Annotated in this window: 21 protein-coding genes and 1 pseudogene; 15 read left to right on the top strand and 7 right to left on the bottom strand. The window is 66.7% G+C overall.

Features of this window, described 5'->3' with window-relative positions:
- Window positions 1-65 precede the first annotated feature (65 nt).
- From TV39_RS14750 to TV39_RS14740, 3 genes are all read left to right on the top strand, one after another.
- Entirely contained in the window at window positions 66-1,307 is a 1,242-nt protein-coding gene (locus TV39_RS14750) for an MFS transporter (protein ID WP_043482827.1), read from the top strand.
- Between the two features lie 153 nt (window positions 1,308-1,460).
- Window positions 1,461-2,222, top strand: a complete 762-nt coding sequence (locus TV39_RS14745; protein WP_235347403.1) for a helix-turn-helix domain-containing protein — start codon at window positions 1,461-1,463, stop codon at window positions 2,220-2,222.
- Entirely contained in the window at window positions 2,219-2,458 is a 240-nt protein-coding gene (locus TV39_RS14740) for a hypothetical protein (protein ID WP_043482826.1), read from the top strand. Before TV39_RS14745 ends, TV39_RS14740 begins: the two co-directional genes overlap by 4 nt.
- Before the next feature lie 53 nt (window positions 2,459-2,511).
- Here TV39_RS14740 and TV39_RS14735 read toward each other — a convergent pair whose 3' ends face one another.
- Window positions 2,512-3,015, bottom strand: a complete 504-nt coding sequence (locus TV39_RS14735; protein WP_043483179.1) for an Lrp/AsnC family transcriptional regulator — start codon at window positions 3,013-3,015, stop codon at window positions 2,512-2,514.
- Window positions 3,016-3,147: 132 nt separating this feature from the next.
- On the opposite strand from TV39_RS14735, the gene TV39_RS21785 reads away from it, so the two are divergent.
- Window positions 3,148-4,311 carry a trans-sulfuration enzyme family protein gene (locus tag TV39_RS21785; protein WP_200891029.1) on the top strand — a complete coding sequence of 388 codons (1,164 nt, stop codon included), beginning with the start codon at window positions 3,148-3,150 and terminating at the stop codon, window positions 4,309-4,311.
- Between the two features lie 114 nt (window positions 4,312-4,425).
- Here the strand turns inward: TV39_RS21785 and TV39_RS14725 are convergent.
- Window positions 4,426-5,643 (bottom strand): annotated as a pseudogene (locus tag TV39_RS14725) (MFS transporter); the annotation flags it as partial.
- Between the two features lie 96 nt (window positions 5,644-5,739).
- On the opposite strand from TV39_RS14725, the gene TV39_RS14720 reads away from it, so the two are divergent.
- Entirely contained in the window at window positions 5,740-6,723 is a 984-nt protein-coding gene (locus TV39_RS14720) for a LysR family transcriptional regulator (protein WP_043482822.1), read from the top strand.
- Window positions 6,724-6,795: 72 nt separating this feature from the next.
- Here TV39_RS14720 and TV39_RS14715 read toward each other — a convergent pair whose 3' ends face one another.
- Window positions 6,796-7,845, bottom strand: a complete 1,050-nt coding sequence (locus tag TV39_RS14715) for a nitronate monooxygenase (RefSeq protein WP_043482821.1) — start codon at window positions 7,843-7,845, stop codon at window positions 6,796-6,798.
- A gap of 36 nt (window positions 7,846-7,881) precedes the next feature.
- On the opposite strand from TV39_RS14715, the gene TV39_RS14710 reads away from it, so the two are divergent.
- Complete coding sequence (locus tag TV39_RS14710) at window positions 7,882-8,862, top strand: N-acetylglucosamine kinase (protein WP_442853502.1); 981 nt, start codon at window positions 7,882-7,884, stop codon at window positions 8,860-8,862.
- A 41-nt stretch (window positions 8,863-8,903) separates the two neighbouring features.
- On the opposite strand, the gene TV39_RS14705 is transcribed toward TV39_RS14710, so the two are convergent.
- Window positions 8,904-9,995 carry a pirin family protein gene (locus TV39_RS14705; RefSeq protein WP_043482820.1) on the bottom strand — a complete coding sequence of 364 codons (1,092 nt, stop codon included), beginning with the start codon at window positions 9,993-9,995 and terminating at the stop codon, window positions 8,904-8,906.
- A 442-nt stretch (window positions 9,996-10,437) separates the two neighbouring features.
- On the opposite strand from TV39_RS14705, the gene rsgA reads away from it, so the two are divergent.
- The 7 genes from rsgA (at window position 10,438) to TV39_RS14670 (ending at window position 17,601) form a co-directional block, all read left to right on the top strand.
- On the top strand, window positions 10,438-11,556 hold the full coding sequence (rsgA, locus tag TV39_RS14700) for a ribosome small subunit-dependent GTPase A (protein WP_235347402.1): 1,119 nt from the start codon (window positions 10,438-10,440) through the stop codon (window positions 11,554-11,556).
- A 234-nt stretch (window positions 11,557-11,790) separates the two neighbouring features.
- A complete protein-coding gene (locus tag TV39_RS14695; RefSeq protein ID WP_043482818.1) occupies window positions 11,791-12,888 on the top strand; it encodes an ABC transporter ATP-binding protein in 1,098 nt (365 codons plus the stop codon).
- Window positions 12,888-13,598: an ABC transporter permease gene (locus TV39_RS14690; protein WP_043482817.1), complete on the top strand. Its 711-nt coding sequence runs from the start codon at window positions 12,888-12,890 to the stop codon at window positions 13,596-13,598. Before TV39_RS14695 ends, TV39_RS14690 begins: the two co-directional genes overlap by 1 nt.
- Window positions 13,595-14,341 (top strand): ABC transporter permease, encoded by a 747-nt coding sequence (locus TV39_RS14685; protein WP_043482816.1) that lies wholly within the window; start codon window positions 13,595-13,597, stop codon window positions 14,339-14,341. Before TV39_RS14690 ends, TV39_RS14685 begins: the two co-directional genes overlap by 4 nt.
- Window positions 14,338-15,294, top strand: coding sequence for an ABC transporter substrate-binding protein (locus TV39_RS14680; protein WP_043482815.1), 957 nt, complete (start codon window positions 14,338-14,340; stop codon window positions 15,292-15,294). Before TV39_RS14685 ends, TV39_RS14680 begins: the two co-directional genes overlap by 4 nt.
- A 126-nt stretch (window positions 15,295-15,420) precedes the next feature.
- Window positions 15,421-16,641: a pyridoxal phosphate-dependent aminotransferase gene (locus TV39_RS14675; RefSeq protein WP_043482814.1), complete on the top strand. Its 1,221-nt coding sequence runs from the start codon at window positions 15,421-15,423 to the stop codon at window positions 16,639-16,641.
- Between the two features lie 105 nt (window positions 16,642-16,746).
- Complete coding sequence (locus tag TV39_RS14670) at window positions 16,747-17,601, top strand: polyphosphate kinase 2 family protein (protein ID WP_043482813.1); 855 nt, start codon at window positions 16,747-16,749, stop codon at window positions 17,599-17,601.
- Window positions 17,602-17,629: 28 nt separating this feature from the next.
- Here TV39_RS14670 and TV39_RS14665 read toward each other — a convergent pair whose 3' ends face one another.
- Both TV39_RS14665 and xseA read right to left on the bottom strand, forming a co-directional pair.
- A complete protein-coding gene (locus TV39_RS14665) occupies window positions 17,630-17,860 on the bottom strand; it encodes an exodeoxyribonuclease VII small subunit (protein ID WP_043482812.1) in 231 nt (76 codons plus the stop codon).
- Window positions 17,861-17,924: 64 nt separating this feature from the next.
- Window positions 17,925-19,244, bottom strand: coding sequence for an exodeoxyribonuclease VII large subunit (gene xseA, locus TV39_RS14660; RefSeq protein WP_200891028.1), 1,320 nt, complete (start codon window positions 19,242-19,244; stop codon window positions 17,925-17,927).
- A gap of 152 nt (window positions 19,245-19,396) precedes the next feature.
- On the opposite strand from xseA, the gene TV39_RS14655 reads away from it, so the two are divergent.
- Together TV39_RS14655 and TV39_RS14650 are read left to right on the top strand one after the other, a co-directional pair.
- Entirely contained in the window at window positions 19,397-20,269 is an 873-nt protein-coding gene (locus TV39_RS14655) for a hypothetical protein (protein WP_043482811.1), read from the top strand.
- 9 nt (window positions 20,270-20,278) lie between these two features.
- On the top strand, window positions 20,279-21,358 hold the full coding sequence (locus TV39_RS14650) for a 4-hydroxy-3-methylbut-2-enyl diphosphate reductase (protein ID WP_043482810.1): 1,080 nt from the start codon (window positions 20,279-20,281) through the stop codon (window positions 21,356-21,358).
- A 127-nt stretch (window positions 21,359-21,485) separates the two neighbouring features.
- Here the strand turns inward: TV39_RS14650 and TV39_RS14645 are convergent, their stop codons facing one another.
- Window positions 21,486-22,697, bottom strand: a complete 1,212-nt coding sequence (locus TV39_RS14645; RefSeq protein WP_043482809.1) for a DNA recombination protein RmuC — start codon at window positions 22,695-22,697, stop codon at window positions 21,486-21,488.
- Between the last annotated feature and the right edge of the window lie 39 nt (window positions 22,698-22,736).

The following is a 22,736-nucleotide window of genomic DNA, read 5'->3' as shown; positions in this document are numbered from 1 at the left end:
GCCCGGACCGCGGCGTTCCCACAAGGAGCGGGCGAGGACCGGCACTGCAGGCAAAGGCACGCACAATGACTGTCTTCAGCGAACTCCGCATGCGTCCGGCTACCGCCGGCGGCTGGGCATGGGACGCTTCCACCACAGCGCGGCTGGTGATGGCCGGCGTCGTGATTTTCACGCTGCTCGTCGGCGCCAACCTGGCAACCCCGCTGTACCCGCTGCTCCAGGCGAATCTTGGCATCGGGTCGTTCGGGATTACGGTGGCATTTTCCGCCTATGTCCTGGCCCTTGTGTCCACGCTCATGCTGGCCGGGCATTGGTCCGATTACATCGGCCGCCGGGCGGCGCTGCTGCTCGCGGTGGTCGTGGGACTGTTCGGCGGGCTGGTCTTTGCCAATGCGGACAACCTGGCGATGCTGTCCGCGGGGCGCGCCTTCCAGGGCGTCGCCGTGGCCCTGGCTACCGGCGCCAGTTCCGCTGCGCTGCGTGAACTGCTGCCCGCCCGCCCCGACTGGGCCTCACGCTTTACCCTGCTGGCGTCCGCCGGGGGAGTCGCAGCCGGCCCGGCTATCGGGGGAATCCTCTCGCTCCTGCCGGGGCCAACCTCCACGCCGTACTACCTCCACTCGGTTGTCCTCATCGCCATGCTGGTGCCGCTGTACCTGCTCAAGGCGCGGCCCGCCATCACGTCCGTCGCCGGCCCGCAGCCCCTGAAGGTGCTGGCGCCCCGCCGCCCCTCCGTTTCGCGTGAAGCCCGGGGCGCCTTCTGGCTGGCTTCCGCCGTTGGGTTCCTGAGCTTCTCCGTCTTCGGCTTTTGCCTTTCGCTGGCGCCCGGCTACTTCGCCCAGATCGTCGGCGCCGATTCCCGCCCCCTCATCGGACTGCTGGCCGGATTGACGCTCGGCGCTTCCGCCCTCAGCCAGTTGCTGGCCGTCCGCGGGAGGTTTGTGGTGCCCGCCGGCCTGGCAGTGCTGGCAGTGTCTGTACTCCTGATTGCCGCTGCCGCCGCCTGGACGAGCCCGTGGCTGCTGATCGCCGCAAGCGTGGCCGCCGGCGTTGGCCAGGGAGTGTCCTTCCGGACCGTGTTCAACGACGTGGCCGGAAAAGTGGAGGCGTCGCGGCACGCGCAGATCATCAGCACCGTCTATGTGATCACCTACCTTGGCAGCGCGCTGCCGGTGATCGGCCTGGGAATTGCGACGGCGGCCTACGGGCTGCAGGCGGCAGTGGCCGGATTCGTAGTGCTCTGCGCCCTCCTGGCCTTCGTTCTTGCTGCCGTGACGCTCGCTGCCGCAGTACGCCGGCCAGTCTGACCGGAACCAAAATCCGCGGGTGGGCGCCGGGGCGCTCCTGATCGCGCCGGGGCGCCGTCGACGTGCCACGAATCCGATGCAAACAAATCCTTGCAAAGAAATGCTTGCAAAGAAACGCTTGCAAAGGTTCCTTTGCAAGCGTATTTTGGACGTATGAAAAGTTCACCGGAGGCGGCGCCAGCAGCAGTCCCGCCCGCGGAAAGCGCCACAGACTCCGTCCTGCCGGCTGAGGACAATGTGCCGTTTCCGGTGCGGCGCGTCGATACAGCCTCACTGAAAGCACTGGCACACCCCCTGCGGGTGCAGATCCTTGAGATGCTCTCCCGCTACGGGGCACAGACGGCCTGCAGTCTGGGCGAACTGCTCAACGAGTCCAGCGGATCCACGAGTTACCACCTTCGGCAACTGGCAAAGCATGACTTTGTCAGGGAGGTTGAGGGCAAAGGCACGGCGCGGGAGCGCTGGTGGGAACGCCCGCGCGGGGCCATCCAGATCGCGTCCCCGGAGCTGGCAGCTTCCCCGGCAACAGAGGAAGCGTCCAGGCTGGTCACCCGCGAGTTTGAACACAGCAGGCAGGCCGTGCTTGCGGACTTCATGGCGCACGGGAGCGAAAGCCTCGATGCTGAATGGCTCCACGCCGCCCTCATCAGCACCGCGAATGCGCGGCTCACGGCGGACCAGCTCGCGAGGTACACCAGCGCCCTGGAAGCCTTCGGCCACCGGCTGCTGGAGGACATCAGGAACGAAGGTGAGCAGGAAGGCGCCCGCCCGGTCCAGATCCACCTGAACGCCTTCCCCATCCTCGGCGTTCCCGCATCGGCGGGAAGCCGGGCCCGCATGCCACGGAATGTAGAACGCCAGAACATCCAACGTCAGAACACACAACCGGAAAGTCCTGAAAGGAAAGTGCCATGAGCACAGTCTCCGCCACCGGTTCAGCTGCATGCAGCCCCTACCGAAGGCCCACCGTCGTCGAGTCGGCTGCGGCCGGGCTGGGCGCCGCGCTGGTCCGTTGGGCCGAACGCCGGCGGGTGATTCTCTCCGACTGGGCCGAACGCGAACGCGCTGCAGCGCTCCGCCGGGAGCAGCTGGACGTGCTTCGGAGCGACATCATGGGCGCCGCGCATTCCGGACTCTACATCTGGCACTAGGGGCAGGCCGGTAACCCGGGCGTCCAGCCCGGCCAGCGGCCCGCCCGGGGGCGTCAGTCCGGAAGCGGCCCGTGGTTGCCCTGGATGTGTTCGAACACCAGTGTGGTTTCGGTGTGGCCCACCACGGGATCGGTCGCCAGGTTGTCCAGGACCCAGTCGCGGAGGTCTTCGGTGGTGGCCACGGCAATGTGCAGGAGGTAGTCCACCGAGCCGGAGGTGTGGAAGGTGGAGAGCACGGCCGGGAGCCGGGGTACCCGGGACGTGAAGCGGTCGATTTGTTCGCGGTCGTGGGCGCGGAGCCGGACGGCGATGAGCGCCTGGACGGACCGGCCGATGGCGGACAGGCTCAGTTTCGCTTCGAAGCCCTGGATGATGCCGCGTTCGGACAGTGCCCGGGTACGCATGAGCGCGGTGGACGGGGCGATGCCCACGAGCTCGGCCAGCTGTTTGTTTGAGATGCGGGCGTCATCCACGAGGGCGGCCAGCAGCCGTTCGTCGATGGCGTCCAGCGGTTCGGTTCCCGCGCCGAGCCGAATATTCTTCGCACCGCTGCTCACAGGGCCTCCTCCAAGGGTTATGAGTTCATCATAAACTTCATTTTCCGACAGTTCCATTCGTATGCCCTATGAAACTCCGAATTATTGCCAGAGACTTGCCGGATTCAATGGCGAATAATTCAAAGGAGTCCCGTGCTTTCTCCCGATTCACTGGCTGTCCATGCAGGCCGTACCGGCCTCACCGACCAAGGCGTGCACGCCGTGCCGATTGACCTCTCCACCACTGCGCCGCTTCCGTCCGTCCACGACGGCGGCCGGGCCTATGAACAAATGGCCAGCGGCGGGATGCCGTTGGAAGGCCAGAGCACCGTCTACCAGCGCCTGTGGAATCCCACCGTGGCCCGCTTCGAGGAGGGCGTGGCCGTGCTCGAAGGCGCTCCCGAGGCGGTGGCCTTTGCCACCGGGATGGCCGCGCTGTCGGCAGTCCTCCTCGCGACTGTGGCTGCCGGCAGGAAGCACGTGGTGGCGGTGCGGCCGCTCTACGGCGGCAGCGACCACGTCCTGGCCTCGGGCGTCCTGGGCACCGAGGTGGCGTTCACGACGGCGGACGGAGTCCGTGCGGCCCTGCGACCGGACACGGGATTGGTGATGGTGGAGACGCCCGCCAACCCCAGCCTGGAACTGGTGGACATCGCTCAGCTCTCGCGTGACGCTGACGGCGTGCCGGTACTGGTGGACAACACCTTTGCCAGCCCGGTGCTGCAACAGCCCCTGGCCCACGGCGCCACACTGGTGCTGCACAGCGCCACCAAATTCCTCGGCGGACACGGGGATGCCATGGGCGGTGTGGTGGCGGCGTCAACGGAGTGGACCACCAGGCTCCGCCAGGTCCGGGCCGTGACCGGCGGAATCCTGACGCCCTGGCCGGCCTACCTGTTGCACCGCGGGCTCGCCACGCTTCCGGTGCGGGTCCGGGCGCAGCAGGCAACCGCCCACAAGGTTGCAGCAGCCCTGGCCGGACACGAGCTGGTGAAGGCGGTCCATTACCCGGGACTCCCGGAGTGCGACCCGCTGGGGCTGGTGGGGACCCAGATGTCCGGACCCGGGTCGCTGCTGGCGTTTGAACTGGCCAGCGCCGAGCATGCCGAGCGGGTGCCGGCGGCGGTCCGGATGATCACCCACGCCGTGTCCCTGGGCGGCATCGATACCCTTATCCAGCACCCGGCCGGGCTGACCCACCGGCCCGTTGCCGCCGAGGCCAGGCCGCTTGCCAGCCTGCTCCGCTTGTCCGTGGGGCTGGAGGACGCTGCGGACATTGTGGCGGACCTCCTGCAGGCAGTCGAGGGAACGCGCTAGCCGGCCGGATCCCCTTGCCAAGGGGCCGGCTGTTTGGAGGCCGGCTGTTTGAGGGCCGGCTGGCCCGGGGGCGGGCTGCCCGGACGCCGGTTGCCCCGGGGCCGGCTTCCCCGCGTCAGCCGCGGGATGCACGACGGCGGTGATCACCGCCGTCGTGCATCCCAGGCCGATGACCGTCAGGGCGAGCGCAGTCCAACCGAATGACTGGAAAACCAGGCCGCCTGCCCACCCGATTGCACTGGAGCCAAGGTAGTAGGCCAGGTTGTACAGCGAGGCAGCCTGCGCCCTGCCGGTGGTGGCGATCCCTCCGGTCCAGCCCGCCCCGATGCTGTGCGCCGCAAAGAATCCTCCGGTGAAAACCAAAAGACCGGCCAGGATCAGGACCAGCAGCTGCGTCAGTGTCAGCGCCAGGCCAAGGATCATCAGCACGATTCCGGCCAGCAGGATGGTCCGCCGCCCGAACTTCAGCGTGAGGGCTCCAGCCAGCCTGGAGGTCACCGTGCCGGACAGGTATGCCACGAAGATGAGGCTGATCACGGTGGCCGGCAGCCCGAACGGATCACCGGAAAGCCGGAAGCCGAGGTAGTTGTAGACGGCCACGAAGCCGCCCATGAGCAGGAAGGCCTGGACATAGAGGGCCAGCAGGCGGGGATTGCGCAGATGGCCGGCAAGGGTCCTCGCGGCCCCGCGGAATCCGCTGGCGCGTGCAGGCGTGAAGCCGCGGGCCTTGGGCACCAGGACAAGGAACAGGACGGCAGCGACAGCTGCCAGGACGGAGACGGCCAAGGTGGCCGCCCGCCATCCCCAGAGCTCAGCGACGGGGCCGGCAACCAGCCGTCCCGACAGGCCGCCCAGCGTGGTCCCCGCAACGTAGCTCCCGGCTGCCATGGCGGCGTGCGCCTTGTGGACTTCCTCGTTCAGGTAGGCAATGGCGATCGCCGGTATCCCGCCCAGTGCCATGCCTTCGAGCAAGCGGAGCCCCAGGAGCATGGGAAAGGTGGCGGCAAGGGGAACCAGCAGGCCCAGGACGGTCGCGGCAGAAATGCCCAGGGTCATGGCCCGGACCCGGCCGATCCTGTCCGCCAGGAAGGACCACGGGATGACAGTGGCCGCGAGCCCCACGGTCGCCAGCGAGATGGTGAGCGCCGCTTCGGCCGCCGTGATCCGCAGGTCCGTGGCCATGATGGGCAGCACGGCCTGCGTCGAGTAGAGCTGCGCGAACGTCGCCACCCCGGCGAACGCCAGGCCCGCAAGCAGCCGTCCGTAGGCAGCAGAGCCCTTCGGATGGCCCGCCCACGGCCCGGGGTGAGGCATGTCCCGCTTTGACAGCATGTGCATGAAGCCAGCGTAGATCGCCGGATCGCATGCTTCCAATGCATGATTTACATAGGACCAATGCTGATAACGGATCAATTTTAGGAAGGCCCGATGGATATCGAGCACAAACAGCTGGCGCAGTTGCTTCCGTTGCTCCCCGTCCTGTCCGAACTGGGACGGACGCAGCACGTGACGGAAACGGCGGAAATACTCGGCATACCGCAGTCCACGGTCAGCCGGGCGCTCGCCCGGGCCAGTGCCGTCGTGGGCACCGAACTGCTGATCCGCGATGGCAGGGGAATCCGGCTGACTCCGGCGGCCAAGGCTCTGCTGCCGTACATCGATGCGGCGCTCAACGAGTTCCGGACCGGGCTGGACCTGGTGCGGCACGAATCCGAGGTGGTGCGGGGCAGGATTGCCGTGGCATTCCAGCACACCTTTGGCGAGGCCACGCTGCCGCTGCTGATCAACGCGTTCCACCACCGCCACCCGCAGACTGCCTTCGACCTGAGCCAGGGCGCCCGGGACGGCTGCCTGGCGGAACTCGCGGCGGGGACCGCTGATCTCGTCCTGACGGCGCCCGTTGCCCCTGCGGGACGCAGCATCGGCTCAGCCGCCCTCTACCGGGAACCCCTGCGGCTGGTGGTGCACCATCAACACCCGCTGGCCCGCCGGAAGAGCGCCCGGCTCGCTGACATCAGGCAGGATCCGTTCGTGGCGATGGGGCACGGATACGGCATGCGGTCGCTCACGGACGCGCTGTTCCGCGAAGCCGGGTTCCGCCCCCGCATCGCCTTCGAAAGCCAGGATTCCCACACCGTCCGTGGGCTTGTATCCGCCGGGCTCGGTGTCAGCATCCTCCCGCCCGGCGGCCTGGCTCCGGGCCGGACAGTGAGTGAGCACACCGGAAACCTTGGCTGGGTGGAGGTGCCGCTGGCATCCGGACTGGCGTTCCGTGAAATCGGCCTGGCATGGCGCGAACGCCGCAGCGGCCACGAGGCCGAGCCGGATCAGGTCAGGCTGTTCCGGGAAATGGTCCTGACCGAGGGGCCCGGGCTGCTGGCGGGACTGATCCGGGCACGTTCTGAAGGCTGAGGCCACCGCCCGCGCCGGCACCTGGCGTTGCGCGGGACACTGACATTGCGGCACCTGGTGTTGCGCGGGCGGTCAGGAAAGCTCCGACCCCCCGAGCATCCCGGACATGATGTCCGCGACCGGACCGGTTTCCGCCTGCCGCCACCCGGTTCCCGCCCACAGATTCAGCCTCTCCGGGTCTCCCGCAGCGGCGGCTGCCGCCCGGATCGGAGCGGTGAGGTGGTGGATCGCAGGGTACCCCTCCGGCGCGTCTTCATGATCCCGGACGAAGGAATTAGCCAGGGCCCGTGCCTGCCGGCCGGTGAACGCACGGGTCATCCGGGTCTCCGTAAAGGCCTGGCTGGCGAGGGCGTCCTTGTGGAGCTGGCGCGAGCCGCTTTCGTCGCTGCGAAGCAACGCCGTACCCAGCTGGGCTGCCGTTGCGCCCGCGGCCAGCACCGAGTCAAGGCCTGCGGAATCCATGATCCCGCCGGCCGCAACCAAGGGCACACCGACTGTGCTGCGCACCGCGGCGAGCAGTTCCGCCGTCGTCGCGGGGCCAGGGGAGCGGGTTGTGCTTCCCGGGGGCAGGAAGGCTGCACTGTGGCCGCCCGCACTGCTGTGCTGGACCGCCAGGACGTCCGCTCCGCGTTCCGCCGCAAGCGCGGCTTCCGCCGTACTGGTGACGGTGGCAATGACCATGGAACCGGCGCCCTTGAGCGCGCGCACTTCGTCTTGCTCCGGCAGTCCGAAGGTGAAGCTGACAAACTCCACCGGATCCGCCAGCAGCGCGTCCATCTTGTCCTGCCAGGCGTCATCGTCGTCGAGCCGCAGCCCGGGAAGGGCCACCCCGTAGCGACGGGCGTCCGGCTCGAGGCTCCGCCGGTAGCTCTCCAACTGATCCCTGGCAGCGGGCGGCGGATTGAGCTGCGCCCGGTCGGGGACGAAGAGATTCAGGCCGAAGCGTGCACCGGCGGCGCGGACCTCGCGGATGTCGGACTGCATGGCTGCGACTGTCTTATAGCCCGCGGCCAGGAAGCCCAACCCGCCGGCGCGGTGCACGGCCTGCACAAACCGGGGTGTCGATGTTCCCCCTGCCATGGGTGCGGCGATGATTCGTGTACCGAAAATGGCGTCCGTCATTCCCTGCTCCTTGTGGTCACTCAGTAGTCTGTTCACGTGACTAATTCTGACAACCTGCCGGCAACGGATTCTGTTCCTTCCACCGGCGGCGTCCCCGACGCTCCGGCCGCGCCGGCCTCGCCGTCCGGGGGGCTGCCCGGTGCGGTGATCGGCCTGGATATCGGCGGCACGAAGACCCGCGGTGTCCGCTTTGAAAGCGGCAGGGCCGTGGCCGATGAAAGCGTTGGCAGCTCAAACGTGCAGAACGTCAGCCGCGAGGAGGCGGCACTGCACCTGGCCGAGCTGTTCGCAAAGATCGGCGGAGGGGCGGTTTCCCAGGTCTACGCCGGGGCCGGGGGTATCGACACGGACGAGGACGCTGCCGCGCTTTCAGCGCTGATCGCCCCCCATGTGCCCGGCGCCAAAATCACGGTGGTCCATGACTCCCGGCTGCTACTGGCGGCCGGCGGGGCAAGCACCGGGGTGGCCGTCATTGCCGGCACCGGCTCGGCTGCCTGGGGCAAGAATGACCGGGGCGAGGAGGCACGGGCGGGCGGCTGGGGCTACCTGCTCGGGGACGAAGGCAGCGGTTACTGGCTGGGCCGCGAAGCTGTCCGGCACAGCCTCCGCCGCATGAACCAGGGCCTGGAGCCAGACGAACTCACCACCGCCCTGCTGCGGTCCTGCAAGATCGACGACCCCAACAAGCTGATAGCGCTTTTCCACTCACCGGAGACCGGCCGGCGCTACTGGGCCCAGCAGGCGCGGCTCGTTGTGGAGGCGGCGGACGCGGGGCACGCCGCCAGCCAGGCCCTTGTTGAGCAGGCAGGCCGGGATCTCGCCGGACTTGCCGCCCAGGCATTGCGGAAACTGGGCATCCAGGGCCCGGTGATCCTGGGCAGCGGCCTCGGGATGAACGTGGTCCGCCTGCAGGACTCCTTCAAGCGGACCCTCGCCGCCGAAGGCGTCACGGACGTTCGGGTCCTGCAGCAGGACCCCGTCTTCGGGGTCCTGCAACTGGTGGCCGAACAGGGGTAGCCTCCGGACTCCGCGCGGCATCCGTCGGCCGGCAACACACCTTAGGAGCGTGTGCGGGGGCGGAGCCGGACGCCCGGCAGGGGAGGCGCGGGAATGCGCCCGGCCTCGGCCCCCGCCTCCGGTCCGTGCCCGCGGACCAGCCCGAACCGCGAGTCCGCAGCCTTCGGGTCCGGGAGGTCCGCCTGGTCCTCCCAGTCCTGGCGGGCCTGGGCAACTTCATCGTGGGTCCTGCCCACAAAGTTCCACCACATCAGCAGCTCTTCCTGGAACGGTTCCCCGCCCAGCAAAATGAACCGTGTTCCGGGCAGCGCGTCGACTTCCAGCAGGCGCCGGCCGGTCCCGAGGTAACCCAGCGGACCCGGCGGCACGTCCTGCCCGTCGAGGCTGATGCCGCCGTCGAGCACCAGCACCGCATGCTCAAAGACGGGGTCAAGCGGCAGGACGACTGATCCGGTGCAGGTGATGTCCGCACCAACGATCGGGGAGTACATCGTGGCCGGAGAGGTCGCTCCGGCGAAGCTTCCCACCATCACCGTTGCCGTGAAACCGTCTCCGGTTACTTCCGGGAGGTTGCGGTGCTGCTCGAAGGCCGGTGCCCGGTGGCGCTCGCCGTCCGGAAGGGCGACCCACAACTGGAGGCCGCGCTGCAGCGGCAGTTCCGTCCTGGCATCGGAAGCCCCCGCCGCGACGGTCCCGGCGCCCGAAGGACCGGCATTGGTCGTTTCGCCGGGGGACGGGCGGTGCGGCGGCACGGCGAACTCGGAGTGCGAGACGCCGTTGCCAGCGGTCATGATGTTGAGCTCTCCCGGACGCACAATCACATCGCTGCCCACGCTGTCGCGGTGCCTGATGGTGCCGGCCAGGGGCCACGTTACGGTCTGCAAGCCGGTGTGCGGGTGCGGCAGGACGGACATGGCCACCCGGTCCGGGCCGAAACTGTCCAGGAAGCACCAGGCGCCCACGGTGGGCAGGCCCCGTTGCGGAAGGGTCCGGAAGACGTTCATGGCCCGGACTCCGCCGAGCGGAACTTCCCGCGCCGGCCACAACTGCAGGCACGGACCGTTTCCGGCATATCCTCCCGGCTGTCCCGGCGGGCACAGTTCTTCCTTGGGGCTTACTTCGAGGTTCGTCACAGACCCACTCTAGGCCGAAGGACCAGTCGCCGGGAGGGGTCAGCAAGCTCAGGCGCATGGTCGGCCTTCCGGGCAGCCGCCCTGGCCCGCTGCCCGGCACGGCGTGACCCCTAGCCAAGCCGCGCTGGACGGTTTACCCTTGAAAAGCCGCCGGCGAATGCACCCGGCGAAGCACATGGACTGACGTCAAAAAGTCATGATCGCGGACAGGGGAGGTGGAGACGATGACTGCAATATTCCTGCGCGCCACGCGCGCCAGCCACGTCATTATTCCTGCCCCGGCCAACCGCACGTCCTGACCCCTACCGGCTGAATCAAACAGCGGAGTCCGTGCCTACGGGGCCTCACCAGAGGTTCTTCATTGAAAACAACTCCAGGTCACGTGCTGACCGAAAAAGATTCAACAACTACCCGTTCAGTTTTGACCCCGTCAGTTTCACCGATGGCCGGTCCCGTGCCCTATGGCTTCACAGCGCGGACGGCAGCACTCTTCGACGCCCATCCCGCCCCCGGCGGGGAGAGCCCCGGGCGGGTGGTCCGCGTGGACCGGAACAGGGTCCTGGTTGCCGGGGCCGCGGAGCTCCGGCACCTGCCCTACCCGGTCCACGGCGAAATTCCCGCCACCGGCGACTGGGTGTGGCTCGGCGCTAATTCGGCGGGAGAGCCCGCCGTCATCGCTGTGCTGCCCCGCCAGTCGGCGCTGAGCCGCAAGCGCGCCTTCGAGGCATCCTCCGAGGCACAGGTCCTGGGCGCCAACGTCGATGTTGTGGGGGTGGTAGTCCCGGTGGACCGGCCGCTCACCCACAACCGGCTGGAGCGGACGCTGGTGGCAGCGTGGGATTCGGGAGCCACCCCGCTGGTGATCATCACCAAAGCGGACCTTGCCGACATCGCGGACGACGTCGTCGGGAAGGTCATCCTGCAGGCTGCCGGCGTTGCCGTGGTCACCACCTCGGCGGAACAGGGCGACGGCCTCGACGAACTGCTCGGACACGTGCCGGCCGGGGGGACCCTGGTCCTGCTGGGCCCCTCCGGCGCCGGAAAGTCCACGCTGATCAACGCCCTGGCCGGGCATCACGCCCAGGACGTTGGGCCGGTCCGGTCCGGCGACGGCAAAGGCAGGCACACCACCACATCCCGGGAGCTTGTCCCGCTGCCTGGGGGTGCGGTGCTCATGGACACCCCCGGCGTGCGCGGCTTCGGGCTTTTCGACGCCGAGGACGGCATGGGGGAGATGTTCGGGGATCTCGAGGAGCTGTTCGGCGGGTGCCGCTTCGCCGACTGCGCGCACGATCGGGAGCCCGGCTGTGCTGTCCAGGCGGCGCTCGCCGACGGGACGCTGGAGATCCGCAGGTGGGAGAGCTACCTCAAGCTCCAGCGTGAGCTTGCGGCGCTCAACCGCCGGCATGACGCTGCAGCCCGGCGGGCGTACCAGCGGGAATGGCACCAGAAGGTGGTGGTTGCGGGCAAGAGCCAGCGGGCGGCCGAGCGCTACGGACATGAAAAGGCCGGCGACCGCGCCGGCGGCGATGGGAAGCGGGGCAAACGGAAGCGCAGTTGACGCGCGAAGGAGATACGGCGGCGGTGCCCGGCTGCATGAATGGCGCAGTCCGGCACCGCCACCCATCCAAAAGGCGCAGGTCACCGAATGCTTACGGTAGCCGCGGCACCGCTGACTTTGTCCGGGCCGCTGGTTACGCTGTGTATTACCTGCTTTACAGCCGAAAATCAGCATGCTTATGATCTTCCGGCTTGACCGTCCGATGTTGCCGCCAACAGTTAGGTAAGCCCGGAAATGGCTGAAGCCATGATCGAATTCCAGAGCGTCACCAAGCAGTACCAGGGCGGGCAGCCGGCCGTGGACAACCTCACCATGTCCATCGACAAAGGCTCTATCACGGCTTTCGTTGGTCCTTCGGGGTGCGGCAAGACCACCTCCCTGCGGATGATCAACCGCATGGTGGAGCCCACGTCCGGCACCATCACCGTCGACGGGAAGGACGTTACCTCGGTGCCTGCTGCGCAGCTGAGGCGGTCCATGGGCTACGTGATGCAATCCTCCGGACTGATGCCGCACCGCTCGGTTCTGGACAACATCGCCACAGTCCCGCGGCTTAACGGGGTGCCCAAGGCAGAGGCGCGCAAGCGCGCCGAAGAACTTCTCGACGTCGTCGGGCTCGCCTCGGTGCTGGGCAGGCGGTACCCCTCCCAGTTGTCCGGCGGCCAGCAGCAGCGGGTAGGGGTGGCACGGGCGCTCGCAGCGGACCCGCCGGTGCTGCTCATGGACGAACCGTTCAGCGCCGTGGACCCGGTGGTGCGGGATGAACTGCAGCAGGAGCTCCTCCGGCTGCAGCGGGACCTGGCTAAGACCATCGTTTTCGTCACCCACGACATCGACGAAGCCACCGTGCTGGGCGACAAGGTCGCTGTGTTCGCCACAGGAGGCATACTGGCCCAGTACGCCACCCCGGAGGAGATCCTCAGGGCGCCCGCCAACGACTTCGTGGCTTCCTTCGTGGGCAAGGACCGGGGGTTCCGTCACCTGGCGTTCAGTCCCTCGGACGCCGTCACCCTCCATGACGTTCCGACCGTCAGCCACCGCGACCTGGAGTCCGGTGCAGCCGGACTGGGCGGCGACTGGATGCTGGTTCTGGATGCTGAGTCCCGTCCGCAGGGCTGGGCAAGCCCGGGTGCCGGTCCGGTGCTGATCCCCGGTGGCTCGCTCTTCCGGAAAGGGGACACGCTCCGGCGTGCCCTTGACGCGGCGCTGTCCTCCCCCTCGGGTCTGGGCGTGGCCGTCGACGCGGACGGCAGGTTTGCCGGCGTCCTTAAGGCGGATGAGGTGCTCGCGGTGATCGAATCGGCCCGGCTCGTCCGGCAGGGTGCCCTCTGATGGAATGGTTCCTGGCCAACAGCGCACGGGTGTTCGAGCTCGCCGGCCAGCACCTGGTGCTGGCCATAATTCCGATGGTCCTTGGCCTGGTGCTCTCGATTCCTCTGGCCCAGTTCGCCCGCCGGAACAGGACCTTGCGCTCCGTGGTTGTCACGGCCACGTCACTGCTCTACACGATCCCGTCCCTCGCCCTGTTCATCATTCTCCCGTCAATCCTGGGGACCAGGGTCCTGGACCCGGTCAACGTGATTGTGGCCCTCACGATCTACGCCGTGGCACTCCTGGTGCGGGCAGCGCTCGATGCCTTCGACTCCGTGGATGACGATCTCCGCCAGGCCGCAGTCGCCATGGGCTTCAAGCCCGGTGCGCGTTTCCTCCAGATCGACCTCCCGCTTTCCCTTCCGGTCCTTTTCGCCGGGCTGCGGGTGGTGTCCGTCAGCAACATCTCGCTGGTGAGCGTGGCCGCCCTCCTGGGCATCGGCAACCTGGGGATGCTGTTCACGTCGGGCCTCCAGCGGGGCTTTATCACCGAGGTGGTGGTCGGAATCATCGCCATCCTGGTGCTGGCTCTGCTCATGGATGCCGTCCTGGTGCTCCTTGAACGGCTGCTGACGCCCTGGACCAGGGCCGCTGCACGGACTGACAAGGCTGCGCTTCCTTCGGCTGCAGAGCGACTGTCCGACGTCCGGGCGGGCGGTGCGTCGGCATGAGCAACGTCTTTACGGACACGTTCGCCTGGCTGGGCGACCCGCTGCACTGGACCGGAAGCGCGGGCATTCCTGCCCGGCTGGCTGAGCACCTGCAATACACGGGTCTCGTGATGCTGATTGCCACCGCCATAGCCGTCCCCATCGGCCTTTATGTCGGCCACACCGGCCGCGGCCGCGTGGCGGTGGTTGCCTTGGCCGGCGCGTTGCGGGCACTGCCCACCCTGGGCTTGCTGACCCTTTTCGTGCTCCTCGCCGGCATCGGACTGATGCCTCCCATCTGGGCGCTGGTGATCCTTACGGTGCCCCCGCTGCTCGCCGGAACCTACGCCGGGATTGCCAGCGTGGACCGGAACGTCGTTGACGCGGCCCGGGCCATGGGCATGACCGAACTGCAGGTGCTGTTCCGGGCGGAATTTCCCAATGCCCTGACCGTGATGTTCGGCGGGTTCAGGACCGGTGTGCTCCAAGTGATCGCCACAGTTTCAGTGGTGGCCTACATCAACCTCGGTGGCCTTGGCCGGTATCTGTTCGACGGCCTGGTGCTGTCTGATTTTCCGCAGATGCTGGGCGGCTCGCTGCTCATCGCAGCGCTGGCAATCGCCGTCGATCTGCTGCTCGCTGTTTTCCAGAGGCTGTTCCTGACCAGGGGAGCCTCTGCCACGCCAGGCCGGAGCCAGCAGGCACCGGTTGATCTCACAGACTCCGTGACCGCGGAGCCTGTTGTTCAAGGAGGTACATCATGAAGGAAACCCACCCTAGTATCCTGGGGCGCCGCGCATTCGGCGGCCTGGCCGCCGGAGTCGGGCTGGCCCTGGCCCTGTCCGCATGCGGTGGCGGTTCGGATCCGCTTGGAAGTGCGCCGGCCACCAGCGGTTCCGGATCAGGTTCTGCGCTGGTGATCGGATCTGCGGACTTCCCCGAAAGCCAGATCATCGCCGAGGTCTATGCCGGCGCCCTGAATGCCGCCGGCGTGACCGCAAGCACCAAGCCCAACATCGGCTCGCGCGAGGTGTACTTCAAGGCTGTGCAGGACGGCTCCGTGGACGTCATTCCCGACTACAGCGGCAACCTCCTGCTGCATGTGAACAAGGAAGCCACCGAGGTTTCGGCGGAGGACATCTACAACGCGCTCCCGGCCAAGCTGCCGGAGGGCCTGGCCGTGCTGGAAGCGTCCAAAGCCGAGGACAAGGACGCCATGGTGGTGACCAAGGCTACGGCGGAGAAGTACCAGCTCAAGTCGATTGAGGACCTAGCCAAGGTCTGCAGCGAGCTTGTCGTCGGGGCCCCGGCTACCTTCGCCGAGCGCGCCTACGGCCTGCCGGGGTTGAAGAAGAACTATGGCTGCGAGCCCAAGAAGCTGGAACCGTTCAGCGACGGCGGCGGCCCCATCACCGTCAAGGCGCTGCTCGGGGACCAGGTGCAGGTCGCGGACATTTACACCACCACGCCGGCCATCGCCGACAACGACCTGGTGGTCCTGGATGACCCTAAGAACAACTTCATCGCCCAGCAGGTCCTGCCCCTGTACAACAAGGCCAAGATGACCGACAAGGCGAAGGAAGCGCTCAACTCCGTTTCGAAGATCCTCACCACGGAGGACCTGATCAACCTCAACCGCGCTGTCAGCGGGACGCAGAAGCAGAATCCGAAGGACGCTGCGGCTGCCTGGCTCAAGGACAAGGGACTGGTCAAGTAGCCCCAGCCACGTAAAACGAGCCCGACGGCGCCTCCCGGACCTGCCTGGTCCGGCAGGCGCCGTCGTCGTTTCGCGTGTGAGTCAAGTCTCAGCTGAAGTACATCCTCCATATGGCATATTTGATGGATGGCAGAATTCAAGCAGTCCACCAAGCTTCATAATGTCCTCTACGACATCCGTGGACCGATTCTTCAGGCCGCCCAGCAGATGGAGGCAGAGGGTCACCGGATCCTCAAACTGAACATCGGAAACCCGGCCCCGTTTGGTTTTGAAGCGCCGGACGCGATCCTGGTGGACATGATCCGCCACCTGCCGCATGCCCAGGGCTACAGTGATTCCCGGGGCATATTCTCCGCCCGGACCGCGGTGTCGCAGTACTACCAGACCCGCGGAATCCAGAACATCCACGTGGACGACATCTACCTCGGCAACGGCGTCAGCGAGCTCATCACCATGTCGCTCATGGCGCTGCTCGACGACGGCGACGAGGTTCTGATCCCCACCCCCGACTACCCGCTGTGGACTGCCTCCGTGGCCCTCGCAAGCGGAAAGCCCGTGCACTACCTCTGCGATGAAGAGTCCGGCTGGCAGCCGGACCTGGAGGACCTCGAATCCAAGATCACCCCGCGGACCAAGGGAATCGTGGTGATCAACCCGAACAATCCCACCGGCGCGGTGTATCCCGAGGAGACCCTTAAGAGGATCGTGGCCCTGGCTGAAAAGCACGGACTGGTTCTTTTCGCGGATGAAATCTACGAGAAGATCCTGTACGAGGACGCCGTCCACGTGAACCTCGCGGGCCTCACCGGCGACGACGTCCTGTGCCTGACCTTCAGCGGGTTGTCCAAGGCGTACCGCGTGTGCGGCTACAGGGCCGGCTGGATGGCGATTTCCGGGCCGAAGAAGGACGCAGCAGACTACCTCGAGGGCATCAGCCTCCTTGCCAACATGCGCTTGTGCGCCAACGTTCCCGCCCAGCACGCCATCCAGACGGCTTTGGGCGGATACCAAAGCATCAACGATCTGATCCTGCCCGGCGGCCGCCTGCTGGAACAGCGGAACAAGGCTTACGACCTGCTCAATGCCATCCCCGGCGTCAGTACGCAGCAGGCCAGGGGAGCGTTGTACCTGTTTCCGAAACTGGATCCGGAGGTCTTCCACATCCGGGACGACGAAAAGTTTGTCCTCGACCTGCTCCGCGAGCAGAAGATCCTCGTTTCCCACGGCCGCGCCTTCAACTGGGTACGCCCGGATCACTTCCGGATGGTCACGCTGCCCAACGTTAAGGATATTGAAGAGGCAATTGGCCGGATGGGGGACTTCCTGAGCCGGTACCAGGGGAACTAGCCTGATGGCAGCAGTGCCGCCCGGTGTCTCCCGGGCGGCGGCAGCCGGAGGCGGCCGCGAGGAAGCGGTGCTCCGGACTGGCGGCACATCGGCGGAAGGCTTCACATGTCAGGAATCGAAACATTCGACGAACACCCCTCCGGAACCCTCGCAGCTGGTGATGGATTCAGGCTGTCCGACGTGGATCCGGATTCCACTCCGGGATACCCGGGCGGCAAATCCGACGGACAGGCCCTCCTCGCCGAAGTCGACGGCAAGCTTGCCACCCTCCAGGAGAAGTTGTTCGCCGAAGCCAAATTTGGTGGCACCAAGCGCGTCCTGCTCATCCTCCAGGCCATGGATACGGCGGGAAAGGGCGGCATCGTGGCCCACGTTGTGGGGGCCATGGACCCGCAGGGTGTGCAGCTCAAGGCGTTCAAGGCGCCCACCGATGAGGAAAAGTCCTACGACTTCCTCTGGCGGATCGAAAAGGAAGTGCCCGCCGCCGGCATGGTGGGCGTCTTTGACCGGTCGCATTATGAGGACGTCCTCATCCACCGCGTCCACAGCTGGGCTTCGCCCGAGGAGCTGGAGCGACGCTATGCGGCGATCAACGAATTTGAAGCACGGCTTGCGGCCAACGGCACCCGAATCGTCAAAGTGATGTTGAACATCAGCCGGGACGAACAGAAATCCCGCCTGCTGGCCCGGCTGGACGATCCTTCAAAGCACTGGAAATACAGTAGCGGCGACTTGAAGGAACGTGCCTTCTGGGACGACTACATGGCCGCCTACCAGGCTGCCTTCGACAAGACGCATACCGAAGTGGCGCCCTGGCACGTGATCCCCGCGAACAAGAAGTGGTACGCGCGCATCGCCGTGCAGCAGCTACTGCTCCAGGCCCTGGAAGACCTCAACCTCGAATGGCCGGCCACGGAGTTCGACGTGGACCTCGAGCGCAGCCTCGTGGAAAGATCCTGACGGTTAGCGGCGCCAAGGACGCTGCGGCCTAGGACTCCGGACCGGCCTGGTTGCGGGCGGCGGCAAGCCGCTTGCGGGCGCCCTCCAGCCACTCCTCACAGCGCTGGGCCAGGGCCTCGCCCCGCTCCCACAGCGCCAGTGAGTCCTCCAGGCTGGCACCCCCTGCTTCCAGTTTGCCCACGACCGCCACGAGCTGCTCGCGGGCCTCCTCATAGCTCAGTGCCTCGATGTCCGCGTTCGGGTTCTGTTCTGCTGCCAATGTGTTGCTCCCTGCTTAGGTGAGTGGATGGGTGCTGCCGGGATGTGTCCGGCGCGCTGCTGGTTCAGCTGTCGGAAATCCGCTGGCCGCCCGTGGACCGGGCGGAAAAGGAGCCGCCGGCAACCCGTACGAAAAGATCCGAGCCCTCCGGAGCCTGCGAGGGGTGCCGAACGACTGCCAGCGGTGCGTCTTCGGCCTGCGCCGTTCCGGCGACCTGCACCACGGCGTAGCCCCGGTCCAACGTCTGCTGCGGGGAGAGGGAGCGCACCTGGCTGCGGAGATGGTGGATCTGATCGGCCCCCCTCAGCACTGCCGTGCTGATGGCTGCACGGGAGCGGCTGCTAAGCCGTGCCACGTCTTCGGCGCGGGCGCTGACCATGACCTCCGGCGCAGCGAGCACGGGCCGTGAATGCAGGGATGCCAGCCGGTCGGATTCCCGCTCCACCAGCCGGTTCACTCCGCGCCGGAGCTGGTCACGGGCCTGCCGCACACGGGCAAGTTCCTCAACGACGTCGGGAACAATCCGCTTGGCGGCATCCGTGGGGGTGGACGCCCGAAGGTCCGCGACGTCGTCGAGGATGGGGCGGTCCGCCTCGTGGCCGATCGCGCTGACCACCGGCGTGGAGGCGTTGGACACCGCCCTGATCAGATCCTCATTGCTGAAGGGGAGGAGGTCCTCGAGTGCACCGCCGCCGCGGGCAATCACAATGACGTCAACATGGGGATCGGCATCGAGTTCCCGGAGCGCGCCCATAATCTGGGAAACGGCGGTGTTTCCCTGCACGGCGACTTCCCGGATTTCGAATTCGACGGCGGGCCACCGGAGCGCGGCATTGCGCAACACGTCTTTCTTGGCGTCGGAGTCGCGTCCGGTGATCAAGCCGATCCGGTGGGGGAGGAGCGGGAGGCGTTTCTTCCGGGAATCGGCAAAAAGTCCTTCCATGGAAAGAGCATGGCGAAGCCGCTCAATCCGCGCCAGCAAATCCCCGAGCCCCACCGGCCGGATGTCCTTCACCGACATGTTGAGGCGTCCGGTCTTCAGCCAGAATTCGGCTTTCAGGAGTGCCACCACCCTGGATCCCCGCTCCAGGGGAACGTCCTGGCGGTCCAGCACCTTCGACCAAATCGACGCGGGCAGCGAAATCTCGGCGTCGACGTCCCGGAGCGTCATGAAGGCGCTGCCGCCCCTGCGGTTCAACTCAATGACCTGGCCTTCGACCCACGCTGAGGGCGTCCGGTCGATGTGTGCTTTGAGCTTCTGGGACAGGAGCTGCAGGGGCCACGGGTTGTCCGGGCTCGTTTCGGCAGCCGTGGCAGGAACGGTGGTGGCCGCGGGCATCTTGTCAGGCACGGGAAGCCCGTGAGGGGAGGGAGCCTGGGGCATGGGAATCCTTTGCGGGTGGCAGTGCATCAAAACGGACTGGCATCAAACCGAATCAACTCTATCCATAGCTCTACCACTGTCCGGCGACATTTTTTGCTTCCCCGCCGGCACCCCTAGGATGGCAGTACCGCCCCCAACAACCGAGGAATCCCTTGCGCACCTTTGTCTCAGCTGCCGCCGTCATCCTTGGACTGCTGCTGGCCGCCGTCGCCGTTCCCGCCATCTGGGTTGACCGGAACATTGTCCAGGAGGACGGCTTTGTGTCCCTCGCCGCTCCGCTGGGCAAGGACGCCGTCTTCCAGGAGCGGCTGGCCTCGGCAGCAGTTGGCAGCATCGATCCCGCCGGCCGGATTCCTGAGCCGTTCACGGAACTGGTGCAGCCGATCCTGGATGCGGCTGCCAAGTCCCTGACGACGCTCCCGGGTTATCCGGCGGCCTGGGAGGAGACGCTGAGGAAAAGCCACCGGCTTAATTTCCAGGGTTCCGGATCCGGCTCGACGGACGCTGAACCGTCCACATCCCTCACCCTGGACGTAGCGCCCCTGGTCGGCCTGCTGACCAAACAGATCTCGGAAGCAACGAACGTTCCGCTGGACGCGCCGGATCAGACGCTCATCGGCATCGGACAGCCGAGCCAGCGGCAACTCGTGGACCAGGTGTCGGCCTATGCCCCCATGGGTAGTGCGGTGGCTGCCGGCTCCGCTATTGCGCTCCTGCTGGCCCTCATTGCCGCGCGGCGTCGCTGGATTGTGCTGGTGGGCACGGGAGCAGGAGCGCTGGTGCTGGCGGCGGTGTGGAAACTCGGCTCCGACGCGGCCGGCCTCGCGGTCGGCGGGACAGCAAGCGGGAACGAAGTGGCGGACATCTTCAAGAGCGAATTTGTGGCGGCATCATCCGAGCGGTTCGGTCAGTGGATCCTGGCGACACTCATCGCGGGCGCAGTCCTCATCGTTGCCGGTGTCATTCTCCGCGTCGTTGCCGGCGCCGTTGTTTCGGGCGCCGGACGTGACCAGCGTTCCCGGTAGCATTGAACAATGACCACCTCAGCAGTCTCCATCCCCATGCCGTCAATTCCACGCAGGCGCCGGTCGCCTGAGGACGTGCTGGCTGCGGCCCCCGTGCAGGGTCCCAAGAAGGTGCTGCTTGCGGCTCCCCGCGGATACTGCGCCGGAGTGGACCGGGCAGTCATTGCGGTTGAGAAGGCGCTGGAACACTATGGCCCGCCGGTGTACGTCCGCAAGCAGATCGTTCACAACGTCCACGTCGTGAGCTCGCTGGAGGAGAAGGGAGCCATCTTCGTTGATGAGACCGATGAGGTCCCCGAAGGTGCCCTGGTGATCTTTTCGGCCCACGGTGTATCGCCCGCAGTGGTGCAGTCGGCAGAGGACCGCGGCCTGCGCACCATTGACGCCACGTGTCCGCTGGTGACCAAGGTGCACCGGGAAGCCGTCCGTTTCGCCAAGGACGACTTCGACATCCTTCTCATTGGCCACGACGGCCACGAGGAAGTTGAAGGAACGGCCGGCGAAGCGCCCGAGCACATCCAGATCATCAACGGCCCGCACGAGGTGGACAAGGTGACGGTCCGGGATCCGGAAAAGGTCATCTGGCTTTCGCAGACAACTCTGAGCGTGGATGAAACGATGGAAACGGTCCGGTTGCTGAAGGAACGCTTCCCGACGCTCCAGGATCCGCCCAGCGATGACATCTGCTACGCCACCACCAACCGGCAGGTGGCCATCAAGAAGATCTCTCCGCAGGCCGACCTGGTCATTGTGGTGGGCTCAGCCAACTCCTCAAACTCCGTCCGCCTCGTGGAGGTTGCGCTGGAGTACGGTGCAAAGGCCTCCTACCGCGTCGACTTCGCCAACGAAGTGGACGAGGCCTGGTTCGAAGGCGTCGCGACAGTTGGCGTGACGTCCGGCGCATCTGTTCCGGAGGTCCTGGTCAAGGACGTGCTCCGGCTCCTGGCCGACTACGGCTACGGTGCCGTGGAAGAAGTGGTTACTGCGGAGGAAGACCTGCTCTTCTCCCTGCCCAAGGAGCTGCGCGCCACTCTCAAGAAGTCCGGCGACGTGACTCGTGCCCTGGGCGGACGCGGAGCGCGGGCCTGACAGCCAGCCGGCTGACTCCTGCCGGGCCTGACAGCCAGCCGGCTCACTCCTGCCGGGCCTGACAGCCAGCCGGCTGCCTCCCGCCCGGCTGCGGGTTACGCGGCCGGACGGGAAGCGCCACCGCGTGCTACGCGGCTGACTCCTCCGATTGGAGTTCCGGGGCAGCCACCGACCGCGGCATCACCTCGATCGCGGGCGGCGTCACCAGCCCGTCGGCTTCCAGTGCGTTGAGCTTTCGCGCCGTGGGAAGGACACGCGCTTCGAGTGTTCCGACCATCGAGTTGTAGCGGTCCACGGACGTTTTCAGCGACGACCCCAGCTTGGTGACGTTTTCGCCGAGCGTTCCCATCCGCTCGTAGAGTTGCCGCGCCAGCTCAAACAGCTCCCGTGCGCTGTCTGTCAGCACGTCCTGGCGCCAGGTGAAAGCCACGGACTTCAAGACGGCCAACAATGTGCCGGGGGACGCCAGCACCACGTTCTTGGCCAGCGCGTAGTCCAGGAGGCCGGGATCCGCCGCCAGCGCGGCGGCCAGAATGGATTCTGCCGGCAGGAAGCAGATCACGAGTTCCGGCGAGTTGCCGGGAATGTCCCAATACTTCTTGTTGCTCAGTGCGTCCACATGGGCTTTGAGGGCTTTGGCGTGTGCTGCCAGCAACGCGTTCTGGCCGTTGAGTGCGGGCCCCTGCTGCTGGCGTCCCGCCGAAGTCCCCAGGTCCTGGGCCTCAAGGTAGGACGACAAGGGCACCTTGGCGTCGACCACCAGCTGCTTCTCACCAGGGAGCTGGACTACGAGGTCGGGCCGTACAGCGGCGCCCGCACCGGCGCTGTGTTGCTGCTCGTGGAAGTCCACGTGGCGGAGCATGCCGGCGGCTTCCACAACCCGCCGCAGCTGGACTTCACCCCACTGGCCGCGGGCGCTGTTGGACCGCAGGGCGGACTCCAGGGCATGGGTTGAGCGGAGAAGCTGCTCGTCGGAGAGACGTGCTTCCTGTAACTGCTGTGCCAGCTGCCCGTATTGTTCCAAGCGGTCGCGTTCCAGCAGGGACACCTGCTGCTGCACCGCCGTGAGCTTCTCCGCCACGGGGGCGAGGGCCCGGAGGACGCTGCCGTCCTGGTTGCGTGACTCGCCCAGCTCCCGGTTCTGTACCGACAGAAGGCGCCGCTCGGCGTCGGCCGCCGCGAACTGCGCGTTGACCTCCGAAAGGCGGGCAGAGACGCCGTCGAAATCCTGCTCCAGGGCCACGGTCCGGCGCCGGAACACGACATAGGTGCAGGCTGCGCCTATCACGGCGCCGAGTATCAGCATCAGCAGGGCAAGTATCAGTGCAAAAGCGTCCATGGGTTCACTTTGGCACGGGCCCCTGACATTTTTGGCGCA

The organism is Arthrobacter sp. SPG23 (assembly GCF_000876655.1).
In the GTDB taxonomy this organism is placed as follows: Bacteria; Actinomycetota; Actinomycetes; order Actinomycetales; family Micrococcaceae; genus Arthrobacter.
The sequence above is the reverse complement of the archived record's forward strand: the minus strand, read 5'-3'. Positions and strand labels throughout refer to the sequence as shown.